Genomic DNA, 14374 nt, shown 5'->3' on the forward strand with positions numbered 1-14374 from the left:
TTTGTTGCGGCCGGAAGCAGGTTCCGTGTTTTATCGGATGGGTTTGAAGGCCAGCTCACCACGGATGTGATCGATGCCACTTCCCGGGGTCTCAACGGCAATCGACCAGGTGCCTGAATGCCTCTGGTCGCGGACTTCGTGCGTGCTAAGGCGTGGATCCAACCAGCCAAAAATGCCGGACCGGGACAGGGTCCTCCACGATGCCGACCCCGACTGGTATTCCCGAGGCGCCTCGTCGTCAGTGAGCTTGGGCGCGTTTGGCAGGTTTTTCCAGCTGGAACTGGTCACATTCACCTCAACCGCGTCCCGGGTAAACCTCAGAAACTTTTCCCCTTCAGTGCCGAGCACTGTCAGGGGTTCGTCCCCTTGATAACGAAGCATGATTCCCGGTCGCGGCGCATCCAGAATCAAAGCACTCAGACCCTGAATATCCGGATGGCGGGTAATGCTGGCCTTGACGAAATCCTCAGGTACCTCATCGGCAGCCGGGCCGCCATGGGCCGCTGTCAGCCCGGGGGCTGTCAGCAGGACCACGGCGGACGCCATCAGGGCCGGCAAGGTCATTCCAGTGCGTTCTCGTCTCATCCTCTTGCTCCCTGATGACCGGTCTACAGAATCTCGACGGTGGATTCGATAATGCCGTCTGCCGTCGTGATTGTGCTGTCCGAACCGTCGGCCGGCGCCATGCAGGCCAGGTTTTCATTGACGACGGTGATTGGCACGGATTCAGACGGAACGCGTCCCTCCCCGGTGTCCTTGCTGACGAACAGCATATACTCGCCGGCGGGCACCACGTTGTGGTTGTCCGGCATGGTCAGGGTCACCATGTTGCCCGGATGCTGCTCAACCACCAGTTCGATCGCGCGCTGGTCACTGTCGACCACATGAGTCATGACCGTGCGCCGTATCAATAGCGCCTTGTCGATGGCTTCGGCCTGATCCACCTTGACGTTGAAGCGGTCGCCAATGGTCAGGTTGCGCGGGGCGCTCTTGATGACCGGGCGATCATCACGCATGGCATAGGGCGGCGTGTAGATCTCGAAGCTCGGGTCCCGGCCATCATAGGGTGCCAGGCCAAAGTCCTGGAGGTCCACGAACGTCAGGTAGGCGGTATTGATGGGCGAGTGTCCGCCGATCATCACCCGGCCGTCTTCCATCAATACCGCGGTGTTGTGGTAGGTACGGGATCGATTGGCCATCGCCATCTCGGTCCAGGTACTGGTTTCCGGGTCGAAGCGTTCCGCTGTCCGGATGGGGCCTTCCAGTCCGGGAGCTGCAACGCCGTCCCGGTCACCGCCGCTGAATACCATGACGCTGCCATCCGGCATGAGGACATTGGTTCCATACCAGCGGGGCTGGTTCAGGGGGCCGGTCAGGCGTGATTCATAGTCGATTTCGTCGCCATTGGTGGAGATCCGGTCGATCCGGCTCTGGTCCGTAGGCAGGTAGCCACCGGGGTTGGTGAGCAGAGCGTAGCTCGGCACACCACCGGCGGTCAGCAGCTCGACGTCGGTATAGGTGCCGTCGGCATTCGGCTTCAGCGGCAGCATGGTGGACGAGGTGGAACCTCGCATACCCCCGGCAAGAGCCATCTGCAGGTCTTCCTCGGTGATATCGAGATCCGCGCCACTTTCCATCAGGTCTGCAGGTGATTCGATGACCCCACCGAGCAGCGAGGAGACCTGTTCCATAGAGGCGTTCGTGATGTTCAGGGTGCTGCTGAGTTCAGCCAGCCCCGCTTCATCGAGGCGCAGAGGCAGGCCGGCGTAACCGATGTCAGTCCAGGTCTGGGTCTCCGGGTTGAAGCTGGCCGCGATATTCCACAGGGCCTGGTCGTAGCCCTGGCCGAACGGATTGAAGGCCTGGCCGCCGGCGTTGTAGAAGACATGGCCATTGGGTAGCAGATGCATGCGCGGATAGAGCGGCAGTGAGCGATCGGCCGTCGACGGGTTCTGTGTCCAGGTGCCGGTGCATGGGTCGTAGGTTTCCGTTTGCACAACGTTACGACCGCTGTTGAGAGGGTCCTCCGGGTAAACCGGTTTGATCAGCTTGGTGACACCGCTGGCCACAAACAGGTCGCCGTTGCCCATGGTAATCACAGAGGGGTACCAGCGACCATAGGTCATATCGCCACTCTGGCTCCAGGTGTTGTTCGCCTCGTCGAAGATGCGTGAATTCTTGATGCCCTCGAGCTCAACCAGGCCCGCCTCGGTATAGTAGTCGGTCCCGCCAACGGCCATGACATCGCCGTTGGCCAGGCCCACCACGTCCGAGCAGAACAGGGCGCCATCGTTTTTACTGGTATCGTCCGCCGTACTCAGCAGACCATCCAGCTCTGTGCCGTCCAGCAGGGTTTCGCTGTCATTGCCGTCAGGGTTGGCGCCGGCGTCCAGGGGCGAAGGTTTCAGCCAGGAGGGGGTGTCGTTGTCGTCGAGTGCAAGTACCCGTGACTGATCGTTGACCGATACTTCGCCAAATTCTTTGACGATGGATAATTCAACGTTCTCGGTACCTTCCAGCGCGTTGAGGTACAAAAGACGTCCGTCCCTGAGCAGCGCCATGGTGCCGGCCGCCGGCTTGCACTCATCCGTGCCGTCCTCGCGGGTGATGCACTTTTCGTCGGTTTCGACTGCCTCGCCGTCAACCATGATGGTGGGCTCGGCGAACGGCTCGCTGAAAAAACCTTTCACCGGGTCGCCGGTTGGAGTCGCCTGGGCAACCTGATCACCGGCTACCGCTGTGTCCTGGCTCGAGGTGGTTGCCGTGTCGGAACCGCCGCTTGCATCGGAGCCGTCACCGCCACCGCCGCAAGCGGAGAGAGCCAGGGCGGAACCGATGGCCAGTATCAGTTTGCCGCGACGGAAGCCGATGGAGTCGTACGAAAGATCATGATGTGTCATTACGTTCTCCTGGTCTTGTTGTTGTGTCGAGAGGGGGTATCCCCATCGGGTTCAACGGACCGGGAGCACGAATAGATGCAGGGGGAAGATTAAAAAATAGTCAGCTTCCAAGATCTCCGAGCAGGGCGCTCAGGGTGGCCTTGCCTTTTTTCTGGTTGGCTTCCCGGTCGAGGTCGCCGAGACCCTCCCACTTGAGGTCTTCCTCGGGCAGTTCATCGAGAAACCGGCTCGGAATGGTTTCGATCTTTTCGCCATACTGTTTTCGGGAGGCGGCATAGGTGAGGGTCAGGGTTTCCCGGGCGCGGGTGATACCGACGTACATCAGGCGGCGTTCCTCCTCGATGTTGCCTTCCTCGATGCTGGTGCGGTGGGGCAGGATTTCCTCTTCCAGTCCCATGATGAACACGTGGGGAAACTCCAGACCCTTGGAGGCATGAAGGGTCAGCAGCTGAACCTTGTCGCTGTCGTCTTCCTCTTCCCTCTGTTCCATCATGTCCCGCAGGATCAGTTTGCTGATGGCATCCTCGATGCCGATCTCATCCGCCGTACCCTTGCCGTCATCGAGCATGCGCTGGATTGACTCCACCAGGTACCAGATGTTCTCCATGCGCCGCTCCGCCTGTTTCGGTGTGCCGGAGTGCTGGTGCAGCCATTCCTCGTATTCGATATCGGTGAACAGCTGCTTGATCACCGGAATCGGGTCCTCTGAATGCAAACGCTCGCAGGTCCGGTCGACCCAATGGGCAAAACGCCGTAGGCGATCCAGCCCCTTTTCGGTAACGTGCGCCTCCGCACCCATGTCCCCCAGGGCCTGGAACAGACTGACATCGCGTGAACGGGCGTAGTGGCTGAGCTGTTCCAGGGTGCGCGGGCCGATTTCCCGGCGGGGCACATTGACCACCCGGAGAAAGGCGGCGTCGTCGTCGGGATTGACCAGCAGCCGGAGATAGGACATGGCGTCCTTGATCTCGTTTTTGGAGAAGAAGGACTGGCCACCGGAAATCCGGTAGGGAATCTGGTAGGCCTGCAGTTTCATCTCCAGCAACCGGGACTGGTGATTGCCCCTGTACAGCACGGCGAAGTCCTTGAAATCCAGACCCTGCTTGAGCTTGTTGTCGATGATTTCTGTTGCCACCCGTTCCGCTTCCGCATCCTCGTTGCGACAGCGGATGATGCGCAGCTCTTCGCCAATGGTGTGGTCACTCCACAGCGCCTTTTCGAACACATGGGGGTTGTTGGCAATTACCGTGTTGGCGCTGCGAAGGATTCGTCCGGTCGAGCGGTAGTTCTGCTCAAGCTTGACGATCTTCAGGCTCGGAAAGTCTTCCTTGAGCTGGGCCAGGTTCTCCGGCCGGGCCCCGCGCCAGGCATAGATGGACTGGTCGTCATCGCCGACCACGGTAAAGGCGGCGCGCTCGGCCACCAGCAGCTTGACCAGTTCGTACTGGCATACGTTGGTGTCCTGGTACTCGTCCACCAGCATGTAGCGGATCTTGCGCCGCCATTTGGTCAGTACATCCGGGCAAGTGCGGAACAGCTGGACCGGCAGCAGGATCAGATCGTCAAAATCCACCGCGTTGTAGGCTTTCAGGTACTCGTTGTAGCGCTTGTAGATCAGGGCGATCCGTTGTTCCCGCTCGTCGGCCGCCTTGCTGAACGCCTCCTCGGGACCGCGCATGGCGTTTTTCCAGGACGAAATGGTCATCTGCACGTCATTGAGCTCATCGCCGGCATCGGCACTGGCTTCGCGCAGCATCAGGTCCTGCAGCAGGGCCTTGGCATCCTCGGCATCGAAAATGGAGAAGCCGGGATGGTAACCCAGGTGCGGGTGCTCCTCCCGGATCATGTTGAGGCCAAGGTTATGGAAGGTGGAGACGATCAGGCCCCGTGACTTGCCGCGGTCCACGATCCGACCGACCCGCTCCTTCATTTCCCGGGCGGCCTTGTTGGTGAAGGTCACTGCGGCAATATGACGCCCGGGAATGCCCAGTTCCTCGATCAGGTAGGCAATCTTGCGCGTGATAACGCTGGTTTTGCCACTGCCGGCACCGGCGAGAACCAGGAGCGGGCCATCCGCGTAACGAACGGCTTCACTTTGTCGGGGGTTGAGCTTGTTCACAGATTACGGACCAGGGTGGAACGGGGACCAGAGATTTCGCGTGTCATTATTCTACACGAGCCGGCGGAACTGTACCTCGATCATCTCTGGGCTATGATAAGGTTAACAGTCAAAGCCTATGCAGAGACGGATTCTGTTTGATGACATTGCCCCTGGAGACTCCGAGGCCTGATCGATTGCGTGTACTGGTGCTGACCCCCCACCACGCGGATTTTCTCTGGCTGGACTCGCTGCTGTCGGGCGATTCGGAAATCGATCCGGACGTGACCTGGTGCCCCGACCTGATTGATTGCGACGATCTGATCCGCAATGCCAGTTTTGACGTCATCGTTTGGGACTGTGTCTTCCATGGCGGCAACGAAGCCGCTTTCCTGCAATACCTCTCTGTTTCCAGTGACGACAAGCCAGTGCTGGCACTGAGCGCCGAAGCACCTGCTGACAGGGCTTGCGAACTGATTGCCGAGGGCGCTGCCGAGTATCTGAGCCGGCAACATCTCGACCGCTGGAGCTTCCCCCGGGCAGTGAAATACCTGTGGTACCGGGAACAACTGAGCACCTCGGCCCAGGGCCACCTTGGCCGTGACGTGGCCTCCGGAGTCATCAACCGGGATCTGTTTTTCGACCGCCTCCAGCAGGGGCTGTTGCGGGCCGAGAGAGGCGGGCAGAGGCTGGCCCTGCTGCACCTCAATATCGACGATTTCCGCAGTATCAACGAGTCGTTCGGCTACCACCGCGGCGACCAGCTGATGATGAAACTGGCGGAAAGGTTGCGCCACGCTCTGCGCCGGGTGGATTCGCTGATGCGCATTGGCGGCGACGAGCTGGCAATCATTATCGAGAAAATCGAGGATTCGCTGGATATTACCCGCATCATCCGCAAGGTGGTCTCCATTCTGGATGAGCCCGTGACCGTGGCCGGCCAGCAACTGGTGGTCAGTGCCAGCCTGGGTGTGGCCACCTATCCTGAATCCGGTGACAGCGCCGAGAACCTGATGCGCCGGGCCAATCGTGCCATGTTCGAGGCCAAGCGGGATCCGGGTACCAGTTACCGTTTCTATGACCGGCAACTGCACATCTCGGCCGGCTATCAGTTACGGCTCGAAGCGGATCTGCGCAACGCATTACGGGGCAGGGAACTGGAAGTGTATTACCAGCCCCGTATTGATCTGGCGACCGAGGAAGTTCGCGGCGTGGAGTGCCTGCTGCGCTGGAACCACCCGCAACGGGGCCTGGTGGGGCCGGATGAGTTCATTCCGGTGGCTGAGCGCAGTGGCCTGATCGTTCCGATCGGCTACTGGGTGATCGAACAGGCCTGTCAGCGCCTGCAGGAGTCTGCCGAGCTGGGGTTCCCCGGGCTGGTGTTCGCCGTGAATCTGTCGTTCCGCCAATTCCACGACCGGAAGATGACCGAGACCATCTTCCGGATCATCTTCAACGCCAACGTCGATACCAGCCTGCTCGAACTGGAACTCACCGAGAGCGCCATGATGCACGATCCGGAGTATGCCCAGCGCTGCCTGCGCGAGCTGAATCAGCTGGGGATCAGTTTCGCGCTGGACGACTTCGGTACCGGCTTCTCTTCCCTGAGCAACCTCCAGCACCTGCCGATCTCCCTGGTCAAGATCGACAAGTCCTTTGTCGAAGAGCTGGGCCAGTCAGCGGACGCAGAACACATCATCCGGGCGATCATCAGCCTGTCCCACAGCCTGCAGATGAGCGTGGTTGCCGAAGGCGTGGAGAGTGAGGGGCAGCTGGAGTTCCTGCGCCAGCAACATTGTGACGAGGTCCAGGGCTACTATTACGCCCGCCCCATGCCCTGGAGCGAGCTTGTGCAATTCCTGAACAGCCGCAGTCAGGCCGCTTGCTTGCAGAAGTAAGCCGCTGTACCTTTTCCCGTTAATTCGATTCCTATGTGATTTGTCGAGGTTGCATGAAGACGATTTCCAGCCGTATCGCGGAAGAGCTTGGTGTCCGTGAACAACAGGTGAATGCCACCATTGCCCTGCTTGACGAGGGCGCGACTGTGCCGTTTATCGCCCGTTACCGGAAAGAGGTCACCGGTTCGCTGGATGACAGCCAGCTGCGGAACCTCGAAGAGCGGGTACGATACCTGCGGGAACTTGAGGACCGCCGCGCGACGATCCTCAACAGTATTGAGGAACAGGGCAAGCTGACCGACGAGCTGAAGGCAGCCATTAACGGTGCGGACACCAAGAACCGTCTGGAAGATCTGTACCTGCCCTACAAGCCCAAGCGCCGCACCAAGGCCCAGATTGCCAGAGAGGCGGGCCTGGAGCCGTTGGCCGATGCCCTGTACGACGATCCGACCCTTGAGCCGGAAGTGACGGCCGAGCCCTACATCAACAAGGAAGCCGGCGTGGAGGACATCAAGGCGGCTCTCGACGGTGCACGTTACATCCTGATGGAGCGGTTTGCGGAGGACGCCGAACTGTTGGGGAACCTGCGTGACTTTATCTGGCAGGAGGGCCAGCTGAAGGTGTCCGTCGTGGAGGGCAAGGAGACCGAGGGCGCCAAGTTCCGGGACTATTTCGATCACGTCGAGCCCCTCAAAAAAGTGCCGTCGCACCGGGCCCTGGCCATTTTGCGGGGCCGTAACGAGGGTATCCTGACCTACAGCATTGTGGTCGGTGACGGAGAGGATGATCGCCGCCAGCCGCACCCGGCCGAACAGCGTATTGCCGCGCATTGGCGCATCCGGGATGACGGTCGTCCCGCTGACAAATGGCTGTCGGAAGTGGTGCGCTGGACCTGGCGGGTCAAGTTGTCCACCCAGATCGAGACGGACCTGATGGCACAGGTACGTGAGGCCGCGGAAACCGAGGCGATCAACGTGTTCGCCGCCAACCTCAAGGACCTCTTGCTGTTGGCCCCTGCCGGCCCGCGTCCGACCCTGGGGCTGGATCCGGGCCTGCGTACCGGCGTCAAGGTGGCGGTCATTGACGGCACCGGTCAGGTGGTTGGCCATGGCGCGATTTTCCCCCATGCGCCCCAGAACAAGTGGGATCAGTCCATCGAACAGCTTGCTGTCTGGTGTCGGGAATACGGAATCGAACTGGTCGCGATCGGCAACGGCACGGCCTCGCGGGAAACCGAGAAGCTGGTTGCCGATCTGTGCAAGCGCTATCCGGAGCTGAAGCTGGCCCGGATTGTGGTCAGCGAGTCGGGTGCGTCGGTCTACTCGGCCTCCGAGTTTGCCTCCCGGGAGTTGCCGGATCTGGATGTGACCATCCGCGGTGCGGTGTCCATTGCCCGCCGGCTGCAGGATCCCCTGGCCGAACTGGTGAAAATCGAACCGAAATCCATCGGGGTCGGGCAGTACCAGCACGACGTCTCCCAGGTCCAGCTCTCACGCAGTCTGGATGCCGTGGTCGAGGATTGTGTAAACGGGGTGGGTGTGGACCTGAACACCGCCTCGGTGCCCCTGCTGGCCCGGGTTTCCGGTCTCAACCAGAGCATTGCCCAGAATATCGTGGATTTTCGCAATCAGAATGGCATGTTTACCAACCGTAAACAGCTGCTGAAGGTGACCCGTCTGGGCGATCGTACCTTCGAGCAGGCGGCCGGGTTTTTGAAGATCGCCGGTGGCGAGAACCCATTGGATCGGTCGTCAGTCCACCCGGAAGCCTATGGCGTGGTGGAGGCGATTGCCGCCCGGAACAACCGCAAGGTGGGCGAGATCATCGGTGATTCCGCGTTCCTGCGTGGTCTGAATCCCCAGGATTACGTAACAGAACGGTTCGGGTTGCCGACGGTAAAGGATATCATTGCCGAATTGGAGAAGCCCGGCCGCGACCCGCGTCCGGAATTCCGCTTCGCCAGTTTCGAGGAAGGGGTGGAAACCCTGAACGATCTGGAGCCTGGCATGATCCTGGAAGGCTCGGTCACCAACGTGACCAACTTTGGCGCCTTTGTGGATATCGGTGTCCATCAGGACGGACTGGTACATATCTCCGCGTTGTCCCACACTTTTGTCAAGGACCCACGGGAAGTGGTCAAGGCCGGGGACATCGTCAAGGTCAAGGTCATGGAGGTGGACATCCCCCGCAAGCGGATCGGTCTGTCGATGCGCATGGATGACCAGCCCGGTGAGAAAAACGAAGCCCGCGCCTCGTCCGGGCGTGGCCGGGCCGATAACCGTTCCGGCCAGCGTCAGAACCGGGCACCGAAAGGCCAGAAGCCGGCCCAGGGCGCCATGGCGGGTGCATTGGCGCAGGCTCTGGCCTCGGCGCGCAAGGACGGACGTTAAGCTTCCCCAACATCAGGTTCACCGACGGTCCCGCGTGGGCGGGGCTGTCGCAGCAGGAGTCAACCATGGCTGAATCCCGCCATTCGTTATTTCGCCAGTTCTCACAATCGGAGTGGCACGGCTTTCTTAAGGGCGTAGAGAAGGAAGGCCTGCGGGTTGACCGTAACGGGTTTATCGCCCAGACCCCACACCCGGAGGCGCTGGGATCCACGCTGACCCATCCCCGAATCACCACGGATTATTCCGAGGCTCTGCTGGAGCTGATTACACCGGTTTGCGGCAGCACCGATGCCCTGCTGGAGTCCCTGCGCGATATTCACCAGTTTGTTCAGCAGAATCTTGGCGATGAGGTGTTCTGGGCCGCCAGCATGCCCTGTGAGCTGGCCGGGGACGAAAGCATTCCGATCGCGGAGTACGGCACGTCGAACATCGGCTACCTCAAACACGTCTATCGCCAGGGCCTGGCAGTGCGGTATGGCCGCATCATGCAGAGTATCGCCGGCGCTCACTACAACCTGTCGTTGCCGGATGCGTTCTGGAGGAAGTGGCAGCAATTACTGGGAAATAACCAGTCGCTCAGGGACTTCAAATCGGAGCAGTATTTCTGGCTGATCCGGAATTTCCGTCGCCGCAGCTGGCTACTGATGCTGCTGTTCGGCGCTTCTCCGGCGCTGGATGCCAGTTTTGTCGAGGGTGTCCAGCATGACCTGGCGCGGTTTGACGCGCGTACCTGGTATGGCCAACAGGCAACCTCCCTGCGTATGGGAGACCTGGGTTATCACAACAATGCCCAGGCTTCGCTGAATATCTGTTTTAACGAGCTGGGGACCTACACCCGGACCCTCGACCGGGCGATTCATACCTCCTGGCCGCCCTATGAGGCCATCGGCACCCGCCGTGGCGATGACTTCATCCAGATCAATACCAGTGTCCTGCAGATCGAGAACGAGTATTACAGCGCCGTCCGCCCGAAGCGGACGACTGAAAGGGAAGAGAAGCCGATTCAGGCCCTGGAGGCGCGGGGTGTGGAGTATATCGAGGTGCGCTGCCTGGATCTCGACCCGTTCTCGCCGCTGGGCGTGAATCGGGCGCAGATTGATTTCCTTGACCTGTTCCTGCTGGATTGCCTGCTGTGCGACTCGCCCCGGATCAGCGACGCCGAGTGTGACCGCCTGGATGACAACTACAAGGATGTGGTGACGCGGGGCCGCGACGCCGGTCTCACCCTGTGCCGGGAAGGAAACAGGGTTCCGGTGCAGCAGGCCGCCACAGAACTGCTGGATCGTCTGCAGCCACTGGCGGAGCTGCTCGATGACTGGACGGGGGGTGATACCTACGTCAGTGCACTGGCGACCCAGCAGGAAAGCCTGTCGAGCGGCGTACCCTCCGCCCGGGTTCTGGATGCCATGGATGCTTCTGGTCTCGGGCATCGGGACTGGGTGATGGACATGTCGCTGCGGCATCAGCAGGCGTTGCGCGATGAGCCCATGGCTCCGGATGTGCTGAACGCGTTCCGGTCCATGAGTCGTGAGTCCCTGGCCGAGCAGGCACAGATGGAGGCCCACGATACCCAGCCGTTCGGACAGTTCCTCGAGCACTACCTCAAGTCCTGAGGGCGGATTTCGGCCTCTGTCACACCCGGGTGGGGACCTGCTGCACAGAACCTGGATGTGGGTTTGTCACCCGGTCAGGCCACTGCTAGCTTGTGGTGATCGGGATTATGGAGGATGCGGTTATGGCAAGGGATATCAAGCTCGGGTGGGACGTGGAATCACTGAACAAGGCCTACCGCCAGGGCCATATGGCCGCTTCGATGGGGATGCCCAAAAGCCGCTGTCCGTACCGGGGCGATGTCGTGATCGCCGCCTGGGAGGCGGGCTGGGATGACGCCGATGCCTCTGTTCGGGAGCGTGAAAACCAGGGCGACGACCTGTTTTCCCGCATCGCCTGACGGCCGGCCGGAGACCAACGCTCTCTCTTCTGTTTTCTTCACCACTTGTCTGCTGGCTCCGCCACTCTGGCGGGAGTTCGTTCGCGCCTATCTGCTTGAAAGTGATCGTGATCATTGAGGCTTGAAGTTCCCCGGGGTTTAGGGTTAAGTGACGGGTCTCTGGGCTTCAAGTCTTCTTTCGAGGGTGGTTGTTTTGGCTGGCAGATGGGTCTTCGCAGTTGTTTTTCTGGTCTGTGCCGGGTTGCTCGGCGTGGCTTTCTATATGGAGCACGTGATGGGGCTGGAACCCTGTCCGCTGTGCTGGCTTCAGCGTTTCGGGTTTATGGGCGCAGGGTTGGTGAGTCTGCTGGCGTTCCTGCATGGCCCCGCCGGTTGGGGCGGACGTGTCTATGGCTTTCTGCTGGCGCTGACGGCCGGGGCAGGCCTGGGCGTCGCTGGCCGTCAGCTCTGGCTACAGAGCCTGCCCGCCGATCAGGTGCCCGCCTGCGGACCCTCAGTGGATTACATGCTGGAAGTGCTCCCGTGGATGGAGGTTCTTACGACCGCCTTGCGGGGAACCGGTGACTGTGCCGAGGTGGTCTGGCGCTTCCTGGGGCTGAGTATCCCCGGTTGGACTGCGGTGTTTTTCTCAGTGCTGGTCTTGGTGGGGTTATTTTTCCTGTTTCGCCGTCCGCAACAACACAGTTGGATTCGCAGCTGAAACGGTTGCGGCCAACCGTGCCGTTGGGGTAACTTGAGTTCCGTACGGTAAGTAATTGCACCGGGGTCTAGCGCTTCGGGTAAACGAGCGGAGAACAGGCGTCATGTTGGAGAATTGCCGAAATGCCAGGGAGCGCTGGGGAGGTGTCAGCGAACTGATTGATCGCTGGCTGAAGGAGCGTCAGGAACTTCTGGTCCATTACTGTGACCTGTCCGGAGAAAGCGACTTCTCCCAGACGGAAGCCCTGAAGGAAAAGTTCGTTCGCTTGTGTGAAGTGCTGGTTGATTATGTCTCTGCCGGGCATTTCGAAATCTACGAGCAACTGATCCAGGAAGCCCGCGAGTTTAATGACGGCGGTCTGGAACTGGCGGCGAAAGTGTACCCTCAGATCGAGCAGACGACGGAAATTGCCCTCAATTTCAATGACCGCCTGGACGGCCAGTCGCTCTCGGAGGCCCAGGTCCGTGAGCTGTTCAGCGAACTTTCACGGCTGGGTGAGGCCCTGGAAAGTCGGTTCGAAATGGAGGATTTCCTGATCGAGCATCTGCACAACGCCCATGCCGAAAAGGTTGCTTCTGCCTGAGCTGAAAAGCAGTCGGCCACAAAAAAAGCCTCAGCCCGGCAGCTTGCCGGTCCTGAGGCTTTTTTGTATCCGCAGGTTATTCGGACGCTGAGTCGTCTCCGGCGTCTGCCTGGGGATTGACGTCAAGCAGTTCGACGTCGAAGACCAGCGTTTCGTTGGGGCCGATGCCGCGATTGCCACCTGGGCCATAGGCCAGGTCCGCCGGGATGTAGAGCTTGTAACGGGCGCCCTCGCTCATCAGTTGCAGGCCCTCGGTCCAGCCGGGAATGACCTGGTTCAGGGCGAAAGTGACCGGTTCGCCGCGCTCGCGGGAGCTGTCAAACACTTCGCCGGAAAGCAGTTCGCCGGTGTAGTGGACCCGGACGGTATCCTCGGCGGCAGGCTTGTCGCCGGAGCCTCCCTCGATCACTTCGTACTGAAGGCCGGACTCAGTGGTCTCGACGCCTTCCTTTTCCGCGTTTTCCGCCAGGAAGGCTTCACCGGCTTCCTTGTTCTTCTGGGCCAGTTCTTCCATCTGCTTCTTCTGGTCTTCCTGCATCTGCTGCTGGTAGGCCATCAGGGCTTGCTGGATTTCCTCGCGGGTCAGGCGCTTGGTTTCCTCGTCGCCGGCATGGCCGTGCTGGATACCTTGCAGGAACTGGTCCATCTGCAGGTCCGGCAGGTCGTTGCTCATCCGCTCACCGAGAACCAGGCCCATGCCGTAGCTGACCTTCTGCTCGGTGGTATCCAGCTTGGGATCTTCGGGGACTTCAGGTGGGGTGGAGCAACCGGTGACGACACCGGCCATGGCCAATGCAAGCAGGGTTTTCTTCATTACTGAATCCTTAACGGTTTACGTAAGTGCTCGGGAGCAGCACTCCCGGATTGTCGTTATTGAAACACAGAAGGTAACGGGTTCCTGGGCGAGATGCCACTGAACATGTGTTAAGGAACCCGACCCTTTGCGTCAGCTGCCGTTGCTTCCGGCGGTGGGGCCCAGGGAAAAGGGCGCGCTGTATGGGGATTGCCAGTCGGTTTCAGGGTCCCGCGCAGGAGAGCCCCCGCGAGCCTTGTCCGGTCGCTCGATGGCCAGTGTGTTCCAGGGCCCCTGGGCTGGAGGTTGATCGGCGTAGTGCCAGTTGCCGTCGGTGTCCTGCCATTTGAATATGATTTCCGGGCCTTCGGTCGGCACGGGCGAGGGAACCAGGCCTTCAAAGGAAGGAATTTCCTGGTGGGGTTCCTCGTTGTCCGCCACGGGTTCGGATACCTCCTGAGGATCATCAATTCCGAAGAACATCAGAACCAGAAGCAATCCCAGGGCCGGAAACGAGAGCCGGATGAGCCATTTCATCATCATGGCTGGGAGTCTCCATTGGAGAAGGGGGCCAATATCGAGGCCAGTGTATTCAGCTCGTCTGCCGCCTTCACGACCTGATCCGTCTGATAGGCGGCAGCGGCAAGATTGTTACGGATCAACTGGGCATTTCCCGTCATAAGGGTCGTGTCCGGAGTCTCGCTCGCTAATTGTTGCCAGGCCAAAGCCAGTTCAAGCTGTTCAGCCTGCAGTTCCAGGCCGGCGACACCGTCACGGAGGTCCTGGCAGTGTTCGTGGCCTTTGGGGAGAGATTTGCGTACTGCCCGCAAAGCACCGGTTACATGCTGGCGCCACTCTGTTAACGTAGCGTGCTCAGTGCCGCTGTAGGGCCTGCCTTCAAGGGCCAGCCAGCCAGCACATAAAATTCGTGTAACGCTCCAGCCCTGATCCTGGAGCGCAAGACAGGTTTGCTGAGCGCCGGGCTTTCGCCAGAATGCCAAGGCAAAACGCCAAATCGGGTTGTCCGGTTCCAGTTTCTCCGGTAATTCCACGCCGAACCT

Annotated in this window: 12 protein-coding genes; 6 read left to right on the top strand and 6 right to left on the bottom strand. The window is 60.2% G+C overall.

Features of this window, described 5'->3' with window-relative positions:
* Positions 1–30 precede the first annotated feature (30 nt).
* From MD273_RS13625 to rep, 3 genes are all read right to left on the bottom strand, one after another.
* Positions 31–585 carry a hypothetical protein gene (locus MD273_RS13625; RefSeq protein WP_239038327.1) on the bottom strand — a complete coding sequence of 185 codons (555 nt, stop codon included), beginning with the start codon at positions 583–585 and terminating at the stop codon, positions 31–33.
* Between the two features lie 23 nt (positions 586–608).
* A complete protein-coding gene (locus MD273_RS13630; protein ID WP_239038328.1) occupies positions 609–2900 on the bottom strand; it encodes a galactose oxidase early set domain-containing protein in 2292 nt (763 codons plus the stop codon).
* A 100-nt stretch (positions 2901–3000) separates the two neighbouring features.
* The gene (rep, locus tag MD273_RS13635) at positions 3001–5019 is read right to left on the bottom strand and encodes a DNA helicase Rep (protein WP_239038329.1); all 2019 of its coding nucleotides are present in this window, start codon (positions 5017–5019) and stop codon (positions 3001–3003) included.
* A gap of 140 nt (positions 5020–5159) precedes the next feature.
* Here rep and MD273_RS13640 point away from each other — a divergent pair, with 140 nt between their 5' ends.
* The 6 genes from MD273_RS13640 (at position 5160) to rsd (ending at position 12520) form a co-directional block, all read left to right on the top strand.
* Entirely contained in the window at positions 5160–6896 is a 1737-nt protein-coding gene (locus MD273_RS13640) for a putative bifunctional diguanylate cyclase/phosphodiesterase (protein WP_239038330.1), read from the top strand.
* Between the two features lie 53 nt (positions 6897–6949).
* A complete protein-coding gene (locus MD273_RS13645) occupies positions 6950–9286 on the top strand; it encodes a Tex family protein (protein WP_239038331.1) in 2337 nt (778 codons plus the stop codon).
* Between the two features lie 65 nt (positions 9287–9351).
* On the top strand, positions 9352–10899 hold the full coding sequence (gene gshA / locus MD273_RS13650) for a glutamate--cysteine ligase (RefSeq protein WP_239038332.1): 1548 nt from the start codon (positions 9352–9354) through the stop codon (positions 10897–10899).
* Positions 10900–11021: 122 nt separating this feature from the next.
* The gene (gene rmf / locus MD273_RS13655) at positions 11022–11237 is read left to right on the top strand and encodes a ribosome modulation factor (RefSeq protein WP_239038333.1); all 216 of its coding nucleotides are present in this window, start codon (positions 11022–11024) and stop codon (positions 11235–11237) included.
* Positions 11238–11430: 193 nt separating this feature from the next.
* Complete coding sequence (locus MD273_RS13660; protein ID WP_239038334.1) at positions 11431–11937, top strand: disulfide bond formation protein B; 507 nt, start codon at positions 11431–11433, stop codon at positions 11935–11937.
* A gap of 103 nt (positions 11938–12040) precedes the next feature.
* The gene (gene rsd, locus MD273_RS13665) at positions 12041–12520 is read left to right on the top strand and encodes a sigma D regulator (protein ID WP_239038335.1); all 480 of its coding nucleotides are present in this window, start codon (positions 12041–12043) and stop codon (positions 12518–12520) included.
* A 76-nt stretch (positions 12521–12596) separates the two neighbouring features.
* On the opposite strand, the gene bamJ is transcribed toward rsd, so the two are convergent.
* The 3 genes from bamJ to MD273_RS13680 form a co-directional block, all read right to left on the bottom strand.
* Positions 12597–13334, bottom strand: a complete 738-nt coding sequence (bamJ, locus tag MD273_RS13670; RefSeq protein WP_239038336.1) for a BamJ family beta-barrel-assembly machinery protein — start codon at positions 13332–13334, stop codon at positions 12597–12599.
* A gap of 132 nt (positions 13335–13466) precedes the next feature.
* Positions 13467–13856, bottom strand: coding sequence for a DUF4124 domain-containing protein (locus MD273_RS13675; RefSeq protein WP_239038337.1), 390 nt, complete (start codon positions 13854–13856; stop codon positions 13467–13469).
* A complete protein-coding gene (locus MD273_RS13680; RefSeq protein WP_239038338.1) occupies positions 13853–14365 on the bottom strand; it encodes a TIGR02444 family protein in 513 nt (170 codons plus the stop codon). Before MD273_RS13680 ends, MD273_RS13675 begins: the two co-directional genes overlap by 4 nt.
* Positions 14366–14374: the final 9 nt, after the last annotated feature.

It is taken from the genome of Marinobacter sp. C7, assembly GCF_022343555.1.
Taxonomy (GTDB): domain Bacteria; phylum Pseudomonadota; class Gammaproteobacteria; order Pseudomonadales; family Oleiphilaceae; genus Marinobacter.